This window comes from Streptomyces sp. RB17 (assembly GCF_009604455.1).
Lineage (GTDB): Bacteria > Actinomycetota > Actinomycetes > Streptomycetales > Streptomycetaceae > Streptomyces.
Window position 1 is genome coordinate 330,371 of record NZ_WEGL01000001.1, and the last position, 19,853, is coordinate 350,223.

The 19,853-nt window shown below is 71.9% G+C and carries 18 protein-coding genes and 1 pseudogene; 11 read left to right on the forward strand and 8 right to left on the reverse strand.

Annotated elements, in window-relative coordinates; translation table 11 throughout:
• Window positions 1-14 precede the first annotated feature (14 nt).
• The 4 genes from SRB17_RS01530 to SRB17_RS01545 all read right to left on the reverse strand — a co-directional run bounded on the left by SRB17_RS01530 (window position 15) and on the right by SRB17_RS01545 (window position 4,067).
• Complete coding sequence (locus SRB17_RS01530; protein WP_153533927.1) at window positions 15-2,270, reverse strand: heavy metal translocating P-type ATPase; 2,256 nt, start codon at window positions 2,268-2,270, stop codon at window positions 15-17.
• A gap of 91 nt (window positions 2,271-2,361) precedes the next feature.
• Window positions 2,362-2,601: a heavy-metal-associated domain-containing protein gene (locus tag SRB17_RS01535; protein WP_153533928.1), complete on the reverse strand. Its 240-nt coding sequence runs from the start codon at window positions 2,599-2,601 to the stop codon at window positions 2,362-2,364.
• 85 nt (window positions 2,602-2,686) lie between these two features.
• Entirely contained in the window at window positions 2,687-3,625 is a 939-nt protein-coding gene (locus SRB17_RS01540) for a PrsW family intramembrane metalloprotease (RefSeq protein WP_323374832.1), read from the reverse strand.
• A gap of 88 nt (window positions 3,626-3,713) precedes the next feature.
• Window positions 3,714-4,067: a hypothetical protein gene (locus SRB17_RS01545; RefSeq protein ID WP_323374833.1), complete on the reverse strand. Its 354-nt coding sequence runs from the start codon at window positions 4,065-4,067 to the stop codon at window positions 3,714-3,716.
• 75 nt (window positions 4,068-4,142) lie between these two features.
• On the opposite strand from SRB17_RS01545, the pseudogene SRB17_RS01550 reads away from it, so the two are divergent.
• Together SRB17_RS01550 and SRB17_RS01555 are read left to right on the forward strand one after the other, a co-directional pair.
• Window positions 4,143-4,475: pseudogene (locus SRB17_RS01550) on the forward strand (MMPL family transporter); the annotation flags it as partial.
• Window positions 4,476-4,524: 49 nt separating this feature from the next.
• Complete coding sequence (locus tag SRB17_RS01555; RefSeq protein ID WP_153533929.1) at window positions 4,525-5,568, forward strand: zinc-dependent alcohol dehydrogenase family protein; 1,044 nt, start codon at window positions 4,525-4,527, stop codon at window positions 5,566-5,568.
• Here SRB17_RS01555 and SRB17_RS01560 read toward each other — a convergent pair.
• From SRB17_RS01560 to SRB17_RS45260, 3 genes are all read right to left on the reverse strand, one after another.
• Window positions 5,549-6,127, reverse strand: coding sequence for a GNAT family N-acetyltransferase (locus SRB17_RS01560; protein ID WP_153533930.1), 579 nt, complete (start codon window positions 6,125-6,127; stop codon window positions 5,549-5,551). The two genes, SRB17_RS01555 and SRB17_RS01560, sit on opposite strands and share 20 nt — an antisense overlap.
• A 54-nt stretch (window positions 6,128-6,181) precedes the next feature.
• Window positions 6,182-6,376 carry a helix-turn-helix transcriptional regulator gene (locus SRB17_RS01565; protein WP_153533931.1) on the reverse strand — a complete coding sequence of 65 codons (195 nt, stop codon included), beginning with the start codon at window positions 6,374-6,376 and terminating at the stop codon, window positions 6,182-6,184.
• Window positions 6,377-6,763: 387 nt separating this feature from the next.
• Window positions 6,764-6,982: a hypothetical protein gene (locus tag SRB17_RS45260; RefSeq protein ID WP_194293874.1), complete on the reverse strand. Its 219-nt coding sequence runs from the start codon at window positions 6,980-6,982 to the stop codon at window positions 6,764-6,766.
• 191 nt (window positions 6,983-7,173) lie between these two features.
• On the opposite strand from SRB17_RS45260, the gene iolC reads away from it, so the two are divergent.
• The 6 genes from iolC (at window position 7,174) to SRB17_RS01600 (ending at window position 15,091) form a co-directional block, all read left to right on the forward strand.
• Window positions 7,174-8,124 (forward strand): 5-dehydro-2-deoxygluconokinase, encoded by a 951-nt coding sequence (iolC, locus tag SRB17_RS01575; protein ID WP_153533932.1) that lies wholly within the window; start codon window positions 7,174-7,176, stop codon window positions 8,122-8,124.
• Entirely contained in the window at window positions 8,121-9,068 is a 948-nt protein-coding gene (locus SRB17_RS01580) for a deoxyribose-phosphate aldolase (RefSeq protein ID WP_416237012.1), read from the forward strand. The genes iolC and SRB17_RS01580 overlap by 4 nt, the downstream gene beginning before the upstream one ends.
• 7 nt (window positions 9,069-9,075) lie before the next feature.
• Window positions 9,076-9,915 (forward strand): 5-deoxy-glucuronate isomerase, encoded by an 840-nt coding sequence (gene iolB / locus SRB17_RS01585; protein WP_153533933.1) that lies wholly within the window; start codon window positions 9,076-9,078, stop codon window positions 9,913-9,915.
• Complete coding sequence (iolD, locus tag SRB17_RS01590; RefSeq protein ID WP_153533934.1) at window positions 9,912-11,792, forward strand: 3D-(3,5/4)-trihydroxycyclohexane-1,2-dione acylhydrolase (decyclizing); 1,881 nt, start codon at window positions 9,912-9,914, stop codon at window positions 11,790-11,792. Before iolB ends, iolD begins: the two co-directional genes overlap by 4 nt.
• A 16-nt stretch (window positions 11,793-11,808) precedes the next feature.
• Window positions 11,809-13,311, forward strand: coding sequence for a CoA-acylating methylmalonate-semialdehyde dehydrogenase (gene mmsA / locus SRB17_RS01595; RefSeq protein WP_153533935.1), 1,503 nt, complete (start codon window positions 11,809-11,811; stop codon window positions 13,309-13,311).
• Between the two features lie 307 nt (window positions 13,312-13,618).
• Window positions 13,619-15,091 carry an APC family permease gene (locus SRB17_RS01600; RefSeq protein WP_153533936.1) on the forward strand — a complete coding sequence of 491 codons (1,473 nt, stop codon included), beginning with the start codon at window positions 13,619-13,621 and terminating at the stop codon, window positions 15,089-15,091.
• On the opposite strand, the gene SRB17_RS01605 is transcribed toward SRB17_RS01600, so the two are convergent.
• Window positions 15,092-15,499 (reverse strand): GNAT family N-acetyltransferase, encoded by a 408-nt coding sequence (locus SRB17_RS01605; protein WP_153533937.1) that lies wholly within the window; start codon window positions 15,497-15,499, stop codon window positions 15,092-15,094.
• Between the two features lie 115 nt (window positions 15,500-15,614).
• Here SRB17_RS01605 and SRB17_RS01610 point away from each other — a divergent pair, with 115 nt between their 5' ends.
• From SRB17_RS01610 to SRB17_RS01620, 3 genes are all read left to right on the forward strand, one after another.
• Entirely contained in the window at window positions 15,615-18,266 is a 2,652-nt protein-coding gene (locus SRB17_RS01610) for a CocE/NonD family hydrolase (protein ID WP_153533938.1), read from the forward strand.
• Complete coding sequence (locus SRB17_RS01615) at window positions 18,263-19,117, forward strand: ABC transporter permease (protein ID WP_153533939.1); 855 nt, start codon at window positions 18,263-18,265, stop codon at window positions 19,115-19,117. Before SRB17_RS01610 ends, SRB17_RS01615 begins: the two co-directional genes overlap by 4 nt.
• Before the next feature lie 181 nt (window positions 19,118-19,298).
• The gene (locus SRB17_RS01620; RefSeq protein WP_153533940.1) at window positions 19,299-19,718 is read left to right on the forward strand and encodes a hypothetical protein; all 420 of its coding nucleotides are present in this window, start codon (window positions 19,299-19,301) and stop codon (window positions 19,716-19,718) included.
• The last annotated feature ends 135 nt before the right edge of the window (window positions 19,719-19,853 follow it).

Sequence of the window (19,853 nt, forward strand, 5' to 3'; positions counted from 1 at the left end):
AACCTCTTGGGACTTCAGCGGAAGCGGCGCAGCCGCAGGCTGTTGGTCACCACGAAGACCGACGAGAAGGCCATCGCGGCACCGGCGATCATCGGGTTGAGCAGCCCGGCGGCGGCCAGCGGCAGCGCGGCCACGTTGTAGCCGAAGGCCCACACCAGGTTGCCCTTGATGATGGCCAGCGTCCGCCGGGACAGCCGGATGGCGTCGGCCGCGACCCGCAGGTCCCCGCGCACGAGCGTCAGGTCGCCGGCCTCGATCGCCGCGTCCGTGCCGGTGCCCATGGCGAGGCCCAGGTCTGCGGTCGCGAGCGCGGCCGCGTCGTTCACGCCGTCGCCGACCATCGCCACGGCGCGCCCCTCGCGCTGCAGCCGTCGTACGACGTCCACCTTGTCCTCGGGCAGCACCTCGGCGAACACGTCCCCGGAGCCGATGCCGACGCTCTTCGCGACCGCCTCGGCGACGGTCCGGTTGTCCCCGGTGAGCAGCACCGGGGTGAGGCCGAGGCCGCGCAGTTCGCGCACCGCCTCGGCGCTGGTCCCCTTGACCGCGTCGGCGACGGCCAGGACTCCGCGCGCCCGCCCGTCCCAGCCGGCCACGAGGGCCGTACGGCCCTCCCGCTCGGCCTCGCGTGCGGCGCGGGCCACGCCCTCGGGGAGATCGTCGTAGAGGCGCCCCACGGCCACCTCGCGGCCGTCCACGCGCCCGCGTACACCCCGACCGGGAACGTTCTCGAAGTGCTCGACCGGAGGCAGGGTGCCGGTTCGCTCCTCGGCGCCCGCGGCGATCGCGCGGGCGACGGGGTGCTCGGAGGCGTGCTCCAGGGCGCCCGCCAGGCGCAGCAGCTCCTTCTCGTCCTCGCCGTCGGCGGCGTACACCGCCTGGAGGATCATCCGGCCGGTGGTGACGGTGCCGGTCTTGTCGAGGACGACCGTGTCGACGCGACGGGTGGACTCCAGGACCTCGGGCCCCTTGATGAGGATGCCGAGCTGGGCGCCGCGGCCCGTGCCGACCATCAGCGCGGTCGGCGTGGCGAGGCCCAGCGCGCAGGGGCAGGCGATGATCAGTACGGCGACGGCGGCGGTGAACGCGGCGACCGTGTCCCCGGTGACCCCCAGCCAGACGCCGAAGGTGCCGACCGCGATGAGGATGACCACGGGCACGAACACCGCGGAGATCCGGTCGGCGAGCCGCTGCACCTCGGCCTTGCCGTTCTGCGCGTCCTCGACCAGCTTGGCCATCCGGGCGAGCTGGGTGTCGGCGCCGACCCGGGTGGCCGCCACGACCAGCCGGCCGCCCGCGTTGACCGTGGCGCCGGTGACCCGGTCGCCCGGGCCGACGTCCACGGGCACCGACTCGCCGGTCAGCATGGCCGCGTCCACGGCGGATACGCCCTCGACGACCGTGCCGTCGGTGGCGATCTTCTCGCCGGGCCGTACGACGAACCGGTCGCCGACGGCCAGGTCCGCCACCGGAACGCGCACCTCACGTCTGTCGCGCAGCACGGCGACGTCCTTGGCGCCCAGCTCCATCAGGGCCCGCAGGGCCGCGCCCGCGCGGCGCTTGGAGCGGGCCTCCAGATAGCGTCCGAGTAGGATCAGCGCGACGACTCCGGCGGCGACCTCCAGGTAGATGGTGGAGGCGCCGTCCATGCGGGAGACGGTGAAGCGGAACTCGTCGTGCATACCGGGCATGCCCGCGTCACCGAAGAAAAGCGCCCACAACGACCAGCCGAACGCGGCCAGCGTGCCGACCGAGACCAGGGTGTCCATGGTGGCGGCACCGTGCCGGAGGTTGGTCCAGGCGGCCCGGTGGAAGGGCCATCCGCCCCAGACGACGACCGGCGCGGCAAGCGTCAGGGAGAGCCACTGCCAGTTGTCGAACTGCAGCGCCGGAACCATCGCGAGCAGCACCACGGGCGCGGCGAGCAGGGCGGAGACGAGCAGGCGGTGCCGCAGGGCGCCGAGTTCGGGGTCCTGCCCGGGGGCCTGTGCGGACGCCTCGGGCTCGGGTTGCGGCGGTGCCGGCTCCTCGGCGGTGTAGCCGGTCTTCTCCACGGTGGCGATCAGGTCGGCGATCCGCACGCCCGCGCCGTACGTGACCTTCGCCTTCTCCGTGGCGAAGTTGACCGTGGCACTGACGCCCTCCATCCGGTTGAGCTTCTTCTCCACCCGGGCGGCGCAGGAGGCGCAGGTCATCCCGCCGATCAGCAGCTCCGCTTCGGAGGTCTCACCCGTGGTTATGGCTGTCTCTGCGGTGGTGGTGCTGGTCATGTCCGGACTCCAGACATCGGACCGGACCGTGCGGAGGCAGTATCAGCTGGTCGGCACGGCCCGGTCGGGGAAAAGGAAAGCGGTGGGACGCTCAGGCCCGGCCGGCCAGCTCGAACCCGGCCTCGTCCACGGCGGCACGCACGGCCTCGTCGTCCAGCGGGGCCTCGGAGACCACGGTCACCTCGCCGGTGGACGCGACTGCCTTCACCGAGCTGACGCCCGGGATCTGGGAGATCTCGCCGGAGACGCTGCCCTCGCAGTGGCCACAGCTCATGCCGGTCACCTTGTAGACGGCGGTGACGGAGCCCGGGGTGTCGGTGTGGACGGTCATGTCGTTACTCCTCATCGAGGCATGTGGGGCCGATGGGGTCCGCAAGGGAGCCCACGCTCACCGACACTATACCCCTAGGGGGTACTCACCAAGAGGGATCCCGGCGCGCCAGTGACCGCACCCAGCCGATCCCGGCCAGTGCCACCAGGGCCAGCCCGCCGACCGAGAACAGCGTGAACAGGTGTTCCTGCTCGGCGCTCGGCCGGACGAGGTACCCCGGCATGAACAGCCGCTCCTCCGGTCCGGTGCCGGTCAGCCGGGCGACCACCCGGATTGCGATGCCGCGCGTGGCGTCCCACAGCGTGTGCAGCAGGGACACCGCCAGGCAGGTGCCGACGACCGGGGCGGAGCAGCGGAAGCGCCCGTTCAGGCGGCGCCGTGACAGCAGTACACCGCCGGCGATCGCGGTCCACAGTCCGTTCCCGAAGGGGGCGAGCAGCCCGCGCGGGATCTCCGTCTCCAGCAGGGCGCGCAGGTCGAGGCCCTCGGTGGAGACGGCCGCGTTGACGGCGTATCCGGCGCTCTCCAGGGCGGCGAAACCGAAGCCGACGGCCGCGCCGAGCACCAGTCCGGCCCGCAGACCGCGGACGGCCGGCTGGCGGCGCAGCACGAACACCAGCGCCGCGAGCTTGGCGGCCTCCTCGATCAGGCCGACGCCCGCGAACAGCGCCGCCGAGGGGTGCAGCAGATACGACTGGGTCAGCGAGGCGCCGAGCACGCCGAGGGTCCCGCCGGCCAGAAAGGAGCCGAGGATCGCGCTGACGCCCAGGTCACGGCCGTGCCGCTCGTACGCCCACAGTACGAAGGCGACCGGCACGAGAAAGCTGCCGAGCAGGATCAGCGTCGGCAGCAGCATGCTGATCCGCGTCTCGTAGGTGACCCACGCGGCCAGCCCCCACAGAGCGAGCCCCCCGCCCAGACAGCGCCGCCACAGTCCCGCGGCGATCCGGGGGTACGGCGGTGGCGGCTGCTGGGGGCCGGGAATGCGGGCCTTGGGCGTGCCGGGAGGCGGCGAGTGACTCACGGGGGGTCCCCTCGGACAACGGCTGGGCGATTTATCCGCACTTTAGGCAGATGCGCCGAGGGGGCGCAGTTCGGGTGATCTCCTGGGGTCACAGGGGCGGCCGGCGTCCGGGTGCCCTCCCGGATCGCTGGCGGCCGGGCCGGTCGCCCACCAGTGGGTGCAGGGAGCGGATCAGGACGTCATTGATCCCCTGGATGCCGTCCGCGCGCTCGGGGCCCTCGTGGGCGAGGACCGGTTCCAGGCCGGACTTGTGGATGCCGAGGCAGACGTGGGCCGTGCGGGTGACGTCGGCCGGGGCGCCGGGCATGAGGGAGGCGAGCAGGTCCTCGATCCGGCCGGTCGGCGTGACGTGCGGCTGGTCGTGCGTCTCGGCCATCCGACCCGGGATGCCGGGGCCGTGCATCAGCGTGAAGAAGACCGGGTGCTCCGTGTTGAAGGCCATGAACCGGTCGATGGCCGACCTGAGGCCTCCTCCAGCGGGGTGGCGGGGTCGACGGGGGCCGGCGCCTCGCCGTAGGTCTCCATGGACTACGGCGTGTTCCTGCTCTCCTGCCTCAAGGAGGAGTACGACCTCACGGGTGACCACGAAGCGGCGGTGCGGCACGGACTCCAGCGCACCGGCGGGCTGATCACCGCGGCGGCGGTCATCCTCGCGGTGGTGATGGACGCGATGGTGGTCCGGCGCCTGCTGGTACCGGCGATCAGGCGACTGACGGGGAGGGCCGCATGGTGGGCGCCGGCGCCGTTGCGGCGCTTCCACGAACGGTTCGGTGTGAGCCGGGGCGAGCTTCCGGCGCCCTCGAAGGGGCGGGGGGTCGGCCGCCGAACGTCAACTCCCGCCGAGCGCTAGCGTTCCGCAAGAGACGGTGGCCCGGACGCGGCCGGAAGGTGAGGCACACATGCGCGCGGTGGTGTTCGAACGGTTCGGCGAGCCGGCCGAAGTACGCGACGTACCCGACCCGGAACCCGCCGAGCACGGCGTCGTCGTGCGGGTCGCGGCGACCGGCCTGTGCCGCAGCGACTGGCACGGCTGGATGGGCCACGACCCCGACATCACGCTGCCGCACGTGCCCGGGCACGAACTCGCCGGGGTCGTCGAGTCGGTGGGCTCCCGGGTGACCGGGTGGCGGCCCGGCGACCGGGTCACCGTGCCGTTCGTCTGCGCCTGCGGCACCTGTCCGGCCTGCGCGGCGGGCGACCAGCAGGTGTGCGAACGCCAGACCCAGCCCGGCTTCCACCACTGGGGCTCCTTCGCCGAGTACGTCGCCCTCGACCACGCCGACGTCAACATGGTCGCGATCCCGCAGGGCATGGCGTACTCCACCGCCGCCGCCCTCGGCTGCCGTTTCGCCACCGCCTTCCGCGCGGTGGTGCAGCAGGGCCGGGTGGCGGCGGGGGAGTGGGTCGCGGTGCACGGCTGCGGCGGGGTCGGGCTGTCGGCTGTGATGATCGCGGCGGCGGCCGGGGCGCGCGTGATCGCCGTCGACGTGTCGCCCCAGGCCCTCGACCTGGCGCGGAGGTTCGGCGCCGCGGAGTGCCTCGACGCGACCGGCACACCGGACACGGCCGCCGCCGTGCGCGAGCTGACCGGAGGCGGCGCGCATCTCTCCCTGGACGCCCTCGGCTCGCCCGCCACCTGTGCCGCTTCCGTGAACGGCCTGCGCCGCCGCGGCCGGCACGTCCAGGTGGGCCTGCTGCCCTCGGCCGACGGCACCACCCCCGTCCCGCTGGCCCGCGCCATCGCCCTGGAGCTCGAACTCCTCGGCAGCCACGGCATGGCCGCCCACAGCTACCCCGAGATGCTCCGCCAGGTCCGCGCCGGCGCCCTGCGCCCCGACCTCCTGGTGACGTCCACCATCACGCTCGACGCCGCACCCGCGGCCCTCGCGGCGATGGGCACGGCACCGGGGGCCGGAGTGACCGTCATCGAGCCGTGGGGCTGAGGGCGTCGGAGCCGAGGGCGGCCCACTCGCGGTCCAGGATCGACATGATCACCTCGTCGGTCCACTCGCCGTCCCGCCGCTGCACTTCCCGCCGCACGCCCTCGACCACGAATCCGGCCTTCTCGTAGGCTCGCCGGGCCCGCGCATTGTGGGCGTACACCTCCAACTGGATGCGATGCAGACCGAGTTGCCGAAAGCCGTGGCCGACGATCAGGCGGGTCGCCTCGGTGCCGATCCCGCGGCCACGGCCCCGGGGGCCGATGAGCGTGCGGAAGGTGCAGCTCGCGGCGGCCGGGTCGTACTCGTACAGGACGACCTCGCCGAGGAGTTCACCGGTCTCGGGGTCCGTGACGGCCAGGTCGAGACGGTCGGGCGCGTCGGCCCGGGAGCCGTACCAGGACCGCACCCGCTCCAGGGTGAGTTCGGTGGACGGCTCGTAGGTGAAGCGGACGACCTCGGGATCGCCGATGATCTCCCACATGACGTCGGCATCGGCCTCGGTGAAGGGCCGCAGGACCGTCTTCCGGCCGGTGAGGGTGGGTTTGACGGAGAAGTTCATGGAGGGGACTGTGCCTCACGTGGCCGGTGAGGCACAGCCGATGTGCGGTGGAGGTCATTTACGGCCGCGGTTGCCCGGCCGGGAGGCGACCCAGGCGCGGACGGTGTCGGCGTACCAGTAGGGCTTGCCGCCCTCCACATGGTCGGGCGGGGGCAGCAGCCCGTGCTTGCGATAGGACCGTACGGTGTCGGGCTGCACCCGGATGTGCGCCGCGATCTCCTTGTAGGACCAGAGCCTTCGGTCGGTCATGAAGTGCACCTCCCTGCGCGCGCCACAGCGGCGACCGGGGGCGGCCGTCGGAGGAGCCGGGCGCTGCGCTGGCGATCACCAAGCCTGTGTCCGGTGAACGACGCAGAGTGACCGCAGGACAGCGCCTGTCGGCACGGTGTGACGCAGGGCCCGCGTACCCGCGACATGTGTGACACGGAGCGGGTGTTTGTGACACAGCCGGCGCAAAGCGTGCGCCGGGGCGTCGGCGGGGCGCGTTGACCTCGCCCCGATCCGGCGCGACGAATCAGGTGGGCCAGGGCCGGTGGAACCGGGGCGCGAGGGCGGGCCGGGTCCGCTGCGTCGGACCCGGCCCGCCGGCTTCCCCCGCACTCTCCGGCGGCCGCCTCCCAGGAATGCCCTCCCGGATCAGTCCTCCTGGCCGCCGGAGGCCCCCGCTTCCCCCGGGAGCCTGATGGCCGGGCGACCAGCGTGCCCGGCCCTGCCCGCGCGGGTCTTGGAAAAAAGCGCACCCGGCCCGGAGGCGAGGAGCAGGCTCGTGGCCTCGCCCGCCAGCCGGTCGGTCACGGCACCCGCCGCCGGCAGCCGCCGGGCCGCCAGGAACTCGCCCGGGGTGCAGCCCGTCATGCGGAGTCGGGCGCCGGTCCGATCCGGATACGGGACAGTGAGGAGGAGGGTGACAGTGACGTCATGGGCGTCAGCGTGCGGGCGCCTGGAAAGCGATGTCCAAGAGCTGGTCCGAATGTCTGGACAAACTATTGACAGGGTTCGTCGTGCGGGACTAGAAAGCCGGGGAGAGTCATGACGAAGGGAAGCCGATGGCCTACGACCTGATCACCATGGGGCGGATCGGAGTGGACCTCTACCCGCTGCAGACCGGCGTCCCGCTCGCCCAGGTGTCGACCTTCGGCAAGTTCCTCGGCGGGTCGGCGACGAACGTCGCGGTCGCCGCGGCCCGGCTCGGCCGGCACACCGCCGTGATCACCCGGACGGGCGACGACCCGTTCGGCGTCTATCTGCACGAGGCGCTGCGCGGCTTCGGCGTCGACGACCGCTGGGTCACCCCGGTCCCCGGCCTGCCGACCCCGGTCACCTTCTGCGAGGTCTTCCCGCCGGACGACTTCCCGCTCTACTTCTACCGGCAGCCCAAGGCGCCCGACCTGGAGATCGACGCCCATGAGCTCGATCTCGACGCGATCCGCGCCGCCCGGATCTTCTGGATGACCGGCACCGGACTGAGCGAGGAGCCCAGCCGTACGGCCACCCTCGCGGCCCTTGCCCACCGGGCGAAGGCGGGCACCACGGTCTTCGACCTCGACTGGCGGCCCATGTTCTGGAAGGACCCCGGCGCGGCCCGCCCCTTCTACGCCGAGGCCCTGAAGCACACGACCGTCGCCGTCGGCAATCTCGACGAGGTCGAGGTCGCCACCGGCGTACGCGAACCGCATGCGGCCGCCCGTGCGCTGCTCGACGCCGGGGTCGAGATCGCCGTCGTCAAGCAGGGACCCAAGGGCGTCCTCGCGGTCAGCTCTTCGGGCGAGTCCGCCGAGGTGCCGCCCCTGCCCGTCACCGTCCTCAACGGCCTCGGCGCCGGAGACGCCTTCGGCGGCTCCCTCTGCCACGGTCTCCTCGCGGGCTGGAACCTGGAGAGGGTCATGCGCCACGCCAACGCGGCCGGCGCCATCGTCGCCTCCCGCCTGGAGTGCTCCTCCGCGATGCCCACCCCGGACGAGGTGGCCGCCGCGCTCGACGCCGGAGCGGTGCTGTGAGGGCGGGCCGGGTCGCGGGCACGCACACCGAGGGCGGGGACGCCGGGCGGAGGCCCCGTGTCGACGTCGCCGAGCTCGTCCGCATCCGCACCCACCACCCCGAGGCGATCGCCGAGGCCGCCACCCGCCGCGCCCGCAGGCCGCTCCTCAACGAGAGCGGCAAGCTGATGATCGTCGCCGCCGACCACCCCGCCCGGGGCGCACTCGGCGTCGGCGACCGCAGGCTCGCCATGGCCAACCGCGCCGACCTGCTGGAACGGCTGTGCCTGGCACTGAGCCGCCCCGGCGTCGACGGCGTCCTCGCCACCGCCGACATCCTGGACGACCTGCTGCTGCTCGGCGCCCTCGACCACAAGGTGGTCATGGGCTCCATGAACCGGGGCGGGCTGCAGGGGGCCAGCTTCGAACTGGACGACCGGTTCACCGGTCACCGCCCCGAGGACCTCCAGCGCCTCGGCTTCGACGCGGGCAAGCTGCTGCTGCGCATCGACTACGACGACCCGGGCTCCCTGACCACCCTGGAGTCCACCGCCCGCGCCATCGACGACATGGCCGCGCGCCGGCTGCCGGTCTTCGTCGAGCCGTTCCTCAGCCGCCGCACCCCCGAGGGCAGGCTGCGCAACGACCTGTCCGCCGAGGCGGTCACCAAGTCCATCGCCATCGCCTCCGGCCTCGGCGGCTCCTCCGCCTACACCTGGCTGAAGGTGCCCGTCACCGAGAACCCCGACGACATGGCCCGGGTCATGGAGACCTCCACCCTGCCCGCCGTGCTGCTCGGCGGGGACATCGGCGACTCGCCCGAGGACCAGGTCGCCGCCTACGAGAAGTGGCGCGGCGCGCTCCAACTCCCCACCGTGCGCGGCCTGGTGGTCGGCCGCTCGCTGCTGTACCCGGCGGACGGCGATGTGGCCGCCGCCGTGGACACCGCCGTAGGACTGCTGTGAGGGCCGCATGACCAGCACCGATCTGCATCTGCCCAGGGGCGTCACCGCGAACGCCCGGTACGCCGTCGACATCGACCCCAAGTTGGCCGGCTGGTCACACAGCAGCCTGCGCGTGGTCGAGTCGGCGCCCGGCGGCAGCCATACGTTCACCACCGGGGGCAGCGAGTGGATCGTGCTTCCGCTGGAAGGCGGATGTACCGTACAAATTGAGACTGCGTCAAGCGAGCAGGAAGAGTTCCAACTCCTGGGCCGGGACAGCGTGTTCGCGGACGTCTCCGACTTCGCGTACGTTCCCCGGGACGCCCGGGTCCAGATCGCCTCCGGCGCGGGAGGCCGCTTCGCCCTGGCAGGAGCGAAGTGCGAGCGACGACTCCCCGCCCGCTACGGCCCCGCGCCGGAGGTCCCCGTCGAGGAGCGCGGCAGCGGCAGCTGCGCCCGCAAGGTGCGCAACTTCGCCTCCGCCGACTCCTTCGACTGCGACAGGCTGATCGCCGTGGAGGTGATCACGCCGGGCGGCAACTGGTCGTCGTACCCGCCGCACAAGCACGACGAGCACCGGCCGGGCGAGGAGTCCGAGCTGGAGGAGATCTACTACTTCGAGATCGACGGCCCGGGCGGGCTCGGCTACCAGCGCGTGTTCCCCTCGCGTGCGGGCGGCTCGGACGTCCTGGCCGAGGTCCGTTCCGGCGACGCCGTCCTCGTCCCCGACGGCTGGCACGGCCCGTCCATCGCCCAGCCCGGGCACGACATGTACTACCTGAACGTCATGGCGGGCCCGGGCGAGACCCGGGAGTGGCGGATCTGCTTCCATCCGGATCACGTAGAGAGCACAGGGGGGTACCGATGACCACGACCCGGCTGACCGTCGCCCAGGCGCTGGTCCGTTTCCTCGCCGCCCAGTACACCGAACGCGACGGCGCACGACAGCGGCTGATCGGCGCCACCTGGGGCATCTTCGGCCACGGCAATGTCGCGGGGCTCGGCCAGGCGCTGATCGAGTACGCCGGCGTCATGCCGTACCACCAGGGCCGCAACGAGCAGTCCATGGTGCACGCGGCCGTCGGCTACGCCCGCCAGTCGAACCGTCTGTCCACGCACGCGGTGACGACCTCGATCGGCCCCGGCGCGACCAACCTGGTCACCGGAGCCGCCCTCGCGACCATCAACCACCTCCCCGTCCTGCTCCTGCCGGGCGACGTCTTCGCCACCCGCCCCGCGGACCCGGTCCTGCAGCAGCTGGAGGTGCCGTACGCCGGCGATGTCTCGGTCAACGACACCCTGCGCCCGGTGTCGAAGTACTTCGACCGCGTCACCCGCCCCGAACAGCTGATCCCGAGCGCCCTGCAGGCCATGCGGGTCCTCACCGACCCGGTCGAGACCGGCGCGGTCACCCTCGCCCTGCCGCAGGACGTGCAGGCGGAGGCCTTCGACTGGCCGGAGGAGTTCTTCGCCGAGCGGGTGTGGACGGTACGACGGCCGGGCGCGGACCCGACCGAGCTGGCGGAGGCGGTCCGGGCGATCCGTCAGGCGCGCCGGCCGCTGGTCGTCGCGGGCGGCGGAGTCCACCACAGCCGCGCCGAACTGGCCCTCGCCGAGTTCGCGGCGGCCACCCGCATCCCGGTCGCCTCCACCCAGGCCGGCAAGGGCTCCCTCAGGTACGACCATCCGCAGGACGTCGGCGGGATCGGGCACACCGGCACCGCGACCGCCGACGAGCTGGCCCGCACCGCCGACCTGGTGATCGGCGTCGGCACCCGCTACACCGACTTCACCACCGCCTCCGGCACCCTCTTCGAGAGCCCGGACGTCCGCTTCCTCAACCTCAACATCGCGCCGTACGACGGACACAAGCTGTCCGGGCTCCCGCTGGTCGCCGACGCCCGCAGCGGCCTGGGCGAGCTGACCGAGGCGCTGGTGATGCACGGGCACAAGGTGGGGGAGTCGTACGTCACCGAGTACACCGAGGACAAGGAACGCTGGGAGCAGCGCGTCGAGGCCTGCTTCGAGGCCGACGAGATCGACGTACGGCCCACCCAGCCGCAGGTCATCGGGTCCCTGGACGCCCTGGTGGACGAGTCGGACGTCATCATCAACGCGGCCGGTTCACTCCCGGGCGACCTGCACAAGCTGTGGCGGGCGCGGTCCTACGACCAGTACCACCTGGAGTACGGCTACTCCTGCATGGGCTACGAGATCCCGGCCGCGCTCGGCGTGAAGCTCGCCGCGCCGGAGCGGAACGTGTGGGCGCTGGTCGGCGACGGCACGTATCTGATGATGCCGACGGAGATCGTGACGGCCGTGCAGGAGGGCATAGCGATCAAGATCCTGCTGGTGCAGAACCACGGGTACGCGTCCATCGGCGGGCTCTCGGAGTCGGTGGGCGGCGAGCGGTTCGGCACCGCCTACCGGTTCCAGGCCGGGGACGGGACGTACACGGGCGCCCCGCTGCCGGTCGACCTCGCGGCCAACGCGGCCAGCCTGGGCATGCGGGTCCTGCGCGCGAAGACCGTACGGGAACTGCGCGCGGCGCTCGCCGAGGCGCGCGCCGCCGACACTCCCACATGTGTCTACGTGGAGACCGAAACGTCCGACACTGTGTCGGGCGCGCCTCCGGCGCAGGCCTGGTGGGATGTTCCTGTGGCCGAGACCGCGACCCGACCGTCCGCGGTCAAGGCACGAGAGCTGTACGAACGGCACGTCTCGACCCGACGCCGCCATCTGTAATAAGGAGTCTCTGGGCATGACGAAGATCGTCAACCACTGGATCGGCGGGAAGACCGTCGAAGGCGCGTCGGGCACGTACGGGCCGGTCACCGACCCGGCGACCGGCGCGGTCACCACCAAGGTCGCGTTCGCGTCGGTCGAGGAGGTGGACACGGCGGTAGCGGCCGCCAAGGACGCCTTCACGACCTGGGGCCAGTCCTCGCTGGCCCAGCGCACGACCATCCTCTTCCGGTTCCGCGCGCTGCTCGACGCCCACCGCGACGAGATCGCCGAGCTGATCACGGCCGAGCACGGCAAGGTGCACTCCGACGCGCTCGGCGAGGTCGCGCGCGGCCTGGAGATCGTCGACCTGGCCTGTGGCATCAACGTGCAGCTGAAGGGCGAGCTGTCCACGCAGGTCGCGAGCCGGGTCGACGTGGCGGCGATCCGCCAGCCGCTCGGTGTCGTCGCCGGCATCACGCCGTTCAACTTCCCGGCGATGGTCCCGATGTGGATGTTCCCCATGGCCATCGCGTGCGGCAACACGTTCGTGCTGAAGCCGAGCGAGAAGGACCCGTCGGCGTCGATCAGGGTCGCCGAGCTGCTGGCGGAGGCCGGTCTGCCGGACGGCGTCTTCAACGTCGTCCACGGCGACAAGGTGGCCGTCGACCGCCTGCTGGAGCACCCCGACGTCAAGGCGGTGTCGTTCGTCGGCTCGACCCCGATCGCCCGCTACATCCACACCACGGCCTCCGCGAACGGCAAGCGGGTGCAGGCGCTCGGCGGCGCCAAGAACCACATGCTGGTGCTGCCGGACGCCGACCTGGACGCGGCCGCCGACGCGGCGGTCTCGGCGGCCTACGGCTCGGCGGGCGAGCGCTGCATGGCCATCTCGGCGGTCGTGGCCGTCGGTGCCATCGGTGACACGCTGGTGGAGAAGATCCGCGAGCGCGCCGAGAAGATCAAGATCGGTCCGGGCAACGACCCGACGTCCGAGATGGGCCCGCTGATCACCGCCGCGCACCGCGACAAGGTGGCGTCGTACGTCTCCGGCGCGGCCGACGAGGGCGCCGAGGTGGTGCTCGACGGCACCGGCTACACCGTGGAGGGCTTCGAGGACGGCCACTGGATCGGCATCTCGCTGCTGGACCGGGTGCCGACCAGCGCCAAGGCCTACCGGGACGAGATCTTCGGGCCGGTGCTGTGCGTGCTGCGCGTCGACACCTACGACGAGGGCGTGGCGCTCATCAACGCCTCGCCGTTCGGCAACGGCACCGCGATCTTCACCCGGGACGGCGGCGCGGCCCGCCGCTTCCAGCTGGAGATCGAGGCGGGCATGGTCGGCGTGAACGTGCCGATCCCGGTGCCGGTGGGCTACCACTCCTTCGGCGGCTGGAAGGACTCGCTCTTCGGCGACCACCACATCTACGGCAACGACGGCACGCACTTCTACACCCGCGGCAAGGTCGTCACCACCCGCTGGCCCGACCCGGCCGACGCCCCGGCAGGCGTGGACCTGGGCTTCCCGCGCAACCACTGAACGACCGCCAAGGGCCTGACAGGGCCGTCCGCTATGCGGACGGCCCTGTTTTTTTGGGCCGGGGCGCTGCGATTCTCGTACAGCCGCAACAGCCCGAGAATGTGGACCGTTGATACGGGAATCCGTTGTTGACCGCTTTTTTGCTACGGATTCCGTAGGTGAACACCCATTGACGCGGCGGTTTTCGTCGGGGTTCCCTAAGCACCGCCGGGAGCGGACGAGACACACACGCACCACGATCCGCCGGAGGCGATAGCGCGCTCCCGAGCCCCACCCTCACGTCACACGAGTCGATCGGAACCGCCGCATGACCGACACGTCCAGCCCTGCCGGGACATCCGCCGTGGGCGCTGCGCACAGTCCTCAGCAACTCAAGCGCTCCATCGGCGTGGTCGGCGGCACCCTGCTGACGCTGTCCTGCGTCACGCCCGCCTCCACGCTCTTCGTGATCGTGCCCGACCTGTTCTCCAGCCTGGGCACGGCGACGGCGCTCTGCCTCGCCATCGGCGCGCTCCTGTGTATCCCCGTGGCCTTCTGCTACTCCGAGCTGGGCACCCTCATCCCCAGCGCGGGCGGCGAGTACGCCATCGTCTCCACCCTCGCCGGGCGGCTCGCCGGCTGGCTGGCCTTCGTCATGTCGCTGCTCGTCGTGATGATCGTCCCTCCGGTCATCGCCATGGGCACCGCCGACTACCTCGCCCCGGTCGTCCACCTGGACCCGTCCATGACCGGCGCCGGCGTGATGATCGCGGCCACCCTCGCCGGTCTGCTGGACCTGCGCGCCAACGCCTGGATCACCGGCATCTTCCTGGTCCTGGAGGTCGTCGCCGCCGGAGTCGTCGCCGCGCTCGGCTTCACTCACTCCCACCGCGGCGCGGGCAGCCTCGTGAGCTCGCTGCAGGTGGCCGGCGAGCACACGCACGTCAACCCGGTCACGGCCATGATGGTCCTCTCCGGGCTCGCCATCGCCCTCTTCGCCACCCAGGGCTTCTCCACCGCCATCTACCTCTCCGAGGAGCTGGAGAACCCGCGCCGCAGCGTCGCCCGCACCGTCCTCGCGACCCTCGCCATCTCCAGCGTCGTCATCCTGGTGCCGGTCGTGGCGATCACCCTGGGCGCCGGTGACCTGAAGACCCTGACCGGCGGCGACATCTCCAGCATGGTCATCGCCTGGAGCAACTCCGCCGTCGGCACCTTCGTCAGCCTGTGCGTCGCCCTCGCGATCATCAACGCGGGCATCGTCATGGTCATCCAGAACTCCCGCGTCCTGTTCGCCTCCGCCCGCGACAAGGCCTGGCCCGCCCCGGTCAACACCGCCCTCGCCAAGCTCGGCCGGTTCGGCTCCCCCTGGGTCGCCACCCTCGTCGTCGGCGTCCCCGGTGCCTTCCTCTGCTTCGTCAACCTGGACACCCTCTACGGCGTCACCGGCGTCGCCGTCACCGGCCTCTACCTGCTGGTCGCGATCGCCTCGCTGCTCTCCCGGCGCGGCGCGCACAGCACCAAGAAGGCGTGGCGGATGCCGCTGTGGCCGGCGATGCCGGTCCTGCTGATCGCCGTCCTCGTCTACATCCTGGTCGAGCAGGACCCGACGTACCTGTGGTGGACCGGCGGCATCACCGCCGTCGCCACCCTCTACTGGGCCTTCTACCTCCGCCCGCGCCGCGAGACCCGCTGGCTGGTGTCCCTGCCGGAGGACATCCGGCTCGACGAGGAGGAGCAGGCCGCCGAGGGCACGCCGGTCGCTCCGGCCGCCGCGCTCACCGAGGGCGCGCAGGCGTAGTCAGAACTGCCACGCCATCACCGTGCACGCACCGTCGTCCTTGCCGCCCGCACTGCGATACGCGGCAAGGGCGACGTCGTTTCCGGCGTCCACCCCGACCCACATGCCGTAGCACCCCCGCTCCCGGGCCAGCACGGCAAGCCGCTCCACCAGCGCCCGCCCGATGCCCCGGCGCCGGTACGGCTCCGCGACCTCCAGCTCGTAGAGGAACATCTCGGTGCCCTTGTCCGGGTGGACCGTCTCGACGCCGCTGACGAAGCCGACCGGCCCGCCGTCGGCGTACGCCAGCAGCAGATGGTGTCCGGCAGTGGTGAGGAAACGCTCCGCCCACTCGGCGCGCGCCGGGTGGTCGAACAGGTGATCGGCGGCGACGACTTCGGCGACGGTGGTGGCCCGGCGAATGTCCATGCGCCTTCGTACCACGGCTGGTGTACGCCGGGCAGGCCCCGTACTCCTGGGGGAGGGCCGGGGGTTCAGCCCACCGGCTCCCGCGGTTGTCGGTGCCGCCCCGTACCGTTGAGGCATGGATCTTCGCCGGCTCTCGCTGCGGGGGCTGCTCAAGAGGCCGCGTCGGCTCGTCGCCGGCGCGGCCGCCGTCGTGGTGCTGGCAGGTGCCGGCACCTGGACGGCCGCCGCGTCCGCCGACACGCCCCCGGTGCACAGGACCGACCAGGTCATGGCGGTGGACGGCGTGCGCCTGGACACGTCGTTCTTCACCCCGGCCGGCGCCGGACGGCACCCCGCCGTCCTGCTGGCGCACGGCTTCGGCGGCAGCAAGGCCGACATGCGCCAGCAGGCCGAGGACCTCGCCGGGGACGGGTACGCGGTCCTCACGTGGTCCGCGCGCGGCTTCGGCGGGTCCACCGGAAAGATCGGGCTCAACGACCCGAAGGGCGAGGTCGCCGACGTCTCCCGGCTCATCGACTGGCTGGCGAAGCGGCCCGAGGTCCAGCTCGACAAACCCGGCGACCCGCGCGTGGGCATGGCCGGCGGCTCCTACGGCGGCGCGGTCTCCCTTCTCGCCGCCGGATACGACCACCGGGTGGACGCCATCGCCCCGGCCATCACCTACTGGAACCTCGCGGACGCCCTGTTCCCGGACGGCGTGTTCAAGAAGCTGTGGGCCGGGGTCTTCTTCAACACCGGCGGCGGCTGCGCCCGCTTCGAGCCCGCGCTGTGCCGGATGTACGACAGGGTCGCCGAGTCCGGCACCCCGGACGCGGCCGCCCGCGAGCTCCTTCAGGAGCGCTCGCCGTCCGCCGTCGGCGCGCGCATCAAGGTGCCCACGCTGCTGCTACAGGGCCAGACGGACTCCCTGTTCACCCTCGCCCAGTCCGACGCCGCCCAGAAGGCGATCCGCGCGAACGGCGCCCCCGTGGACGTCGACTGGATCGCGGGCGGCCATGACGGCGGCGACATGGAGACCGGCCGGGTGCAGGCACGCGTGCGTGCGTGGTTCGACCGGTATCTGAAGGGCGACAAGAGCTCCGGCACCGGCCCGGTCTTCCGCATCACCCGCACCGGCGGCGTGAACTCCACCGACGGCACCGCCCAGCTGCGCGGCGCGACCGCCGACGCCTACCCCGGCCTGCGCAGCCACCCGCGCGCCGTCCCCCTGACCGGCGGCACCCAGCACGTCACCAACCCGGCCGGCGCCAGCCCGCCCGGCGTCTCCGCCCTGCCCGGACTCGGCGGCACCGGCGGCCTCAGCCAGCTGTCCGCGCTCGGCCTCGGCGTCTCCCTCGACTTCCCCGGCCAGTACGCGAGGTTCGACTCGGCGCCACTCACCCGCGACCTGCAGATCACCGGCACCCCCACCGCGACCGTTCACATCACCTCGACCAGCGACGACGCCGTCCTCTTCGGCAAGGTCTACGACGTCGGCCCCGACGGCACCCGGCAGGTGCTGCCCTCCCAGCTCGTCGCCCCCTTCCGGGTGACCGGCGCCAAGGCCGGCAAGCACGTCACGCTCGCCCTCCCGGCGATCGACCACGAGGTGCAGAAGGGCCACCGGCTCCGCCTGGTCCTCGCCTCCACCGACCTCGGCTACGCCTCACCGGCCGCACCGGCGACGTACACCGTCTCCCTCGAGGGGGGAGCGCTGAGCGTGCCGACGGCCCCCGCCGTCACCACCGCCGCGGCACCCCTGCCCGCCTGGGTCTGGTGGCTGCCGGCGGCCGGCGCCGCGGTCGCGCTCGCCCTGCTGCTCACCGCCCGCCGCCGTACGGCCGGCCCGGCCCCCGACCCCGAGCTGGCCGAAGTCCCGCTCGTCATCAAGGACTTGAGCAAGCGGTACGCGAAGTCCGCCGACCGGTACGCGGTGCGCGAGGTGTCCTTCCGGGTGGAGAAGGGCCAGGTCCTCGGCCTGCTCGGCCCCAATGGCGCCGGCAAGACCACCACCCTGCGCATGCTGATGGGCCTGATCACCCCGGACGACGGCGAGATCCGCGTCTTCGGCCACGCCATCCGGCCCGGCGCCCCGGTGCTGTCGCGGGTCGGTGCCTTCGTGGAGGGCGCGGGCTTCCTGCCGCACCTGACCGGGCGGGAGAACCTGGAGCTGTACTGGAAGGCCACCGGCCGCCCGCCCGAGGACGCCCACCTGGACGAGGCGCTGGAGATCGCCGGGCTCGGCGACGCGCTCGCCCGCGCGGTGCGCACCTACTCGCAGGGCATGCGCCAGCGCCTCGCCATCGCTCAGGCCATGCTCGGCCTGCCCGACCTGCTCATCCTCGACGAGCCCACCAACGGCCTCGACCCGCCCCAGATACGCGAGATGCGCGAGGTGATGATCCGCTACGCGGCCGGCGGTCGTACGGTCATCGTCTCCAGCCATCTCCTCGCCGAGGTCGAGCAGTCCTGCACCCACCTGGTGGTGATGGACCGCGGCCGGCTCGTCCAGGCCGGTCCCGTCGGCGAGATCGTAGGCTCCGGCGACACGCTGCTGGTCGGCACCGCCACACCCGTGGAGGAGCCGGTCGTGGAGAAGGTGGCCGCGCTGTCCGGCGTCGCCTCCGCCGTGCGCACCGACGACGGGCTGCTGATCCGGCTGGACCCCGGCGGCACGGCCGAGCGGCTGGTCGCGGAGCTGGTGCGGCTGGAGGTGCCGGTCGCCTCGGTCGGCCCGCACCGCCGCCTGGAAGACGCCTTCCTCACCCTGATCGGAGGTTCAGCATGAGCGCGCTCACCGAGGTCGCCTCCGGCTTTTCGGCGCGGCACACCCTGCCCCTGCGGGTGGAGCTGGTCCGCCAGCTCAAGCGGCGCCGCACCCTGATCATGGGCGCCGTCCTGGCCCTGCTGCCGTTCGTGCTGCTGATCGCCTTCGCGATCGGCGGCGACCCCTCCAGCCGCGACGGCCAGATCACCCTGATGGACACGGCCACCGCGTCCGGCGCCAACTTCGCCGCGGTGAACCTGTTCGTCTCGGCCGGCTTTCTGCTGGTGATCCCGGTCGCCCTGTTCTGCGGGGACACGGTCGCCTCGGAGGCGAGCTGGTCCTCCCTGCGCTATCTGCTCGCCGCGCCCGTGCCCCGCGCCCGGCTGCTGTGGTCCAAGCTGGCCGTGGCGCTCGGGCTGAGCCTCGCCGCGATGATCCTGCTCCCGGTGATCGCCCTCGCGGTCGGTACGGCGGCCTACGGCTGGGGTCCGCTGCAGATACCGACGGGCGGTGCGCTGGACACGGGCACGGCGGTGCAGCGGCTGGTGGTGACCGTGGCGTACATCTTCGTGTCCCAACTGGTCACCGCCGGGCTGGCGTTCTGGCTGTCGACGAAGACGGACGCCCCGCTCGGCGCGGTGGGCGGCGCGGTCGGCCTGACCATCGTCGGCAACGTCCTGGACGCCGTCACCGCGCTCGGCCACTGGCGCGACTTCCTGCCCGCGCACTGGCAGTTCGCCTGGGCCGACGCCGTCCAGCCGCATCCGGAGTGGTCCGGCATGATCCAGGGCACCGCGATCTCCGTGACGTACGCGCTGGTGCTGTTCGCGCTGGCCTTCCGGGGATTCGCCAGAAAAGACGTGGTCTCATAGTTTTCTTTTACGATCAATCGATTCGCCGACCACATGTGAATAACTCCAGGGAATCCGAAGTAATGCGCTTCTTCACTCCCTTTGTATTCACGCGTATGGAGTAGCGCCTCGCTTTGAGCGGACTGCGGACTGCTATGTTCTGCATCTGTCGGATCAGAGGTAACTTCAAGTGAGGTGAATCATGAAGAAGGCAGTTTTCACCACTGCGGCGTTGGCCATTGGTGCGGGTCTTGTGGGTGGTTCCGCCGTGGCGGCTTCGGCCGTCACCAAGGCACCTGCCCAGGAAAACACCGGCCCGCTCGGCCTCATGTCCCAGACCGAGATGGCTCCGGCGCTCGTGCCCGCGGCAGACACCGTGATGCGGGTGGCCAAGCAGGGCAACCTCACCACGGGCAGCGCGTTCGACGCCCAGTCGTCGACGGTCACCGGCAAGAACAAGGCGGCCAAGGTCTCCGGGGTGTACCTGGACGGTATGGGCCGCAGGAGCAACAAGAAGCCCGCGATTCCGGTGAAGAACCCACTCGGCTCCGGCTCCGTTCAGGTCCACCCGCTGAACGGGCCGACCAGCGCCGGTGTCGGCAGCCTGCTCAACCAGGGGTGACACGGAAACCGTCAGGAGTCGGCGCGGCGGAAGTCTTCCCGTTCACCATGCTTTCGCTGCCATGTGCTCCCCTCTGTTCGCGAGACAGAGGTGGGACCGGAATTCCGACACTCTGATCCGGTTCCGGTCCGCCGG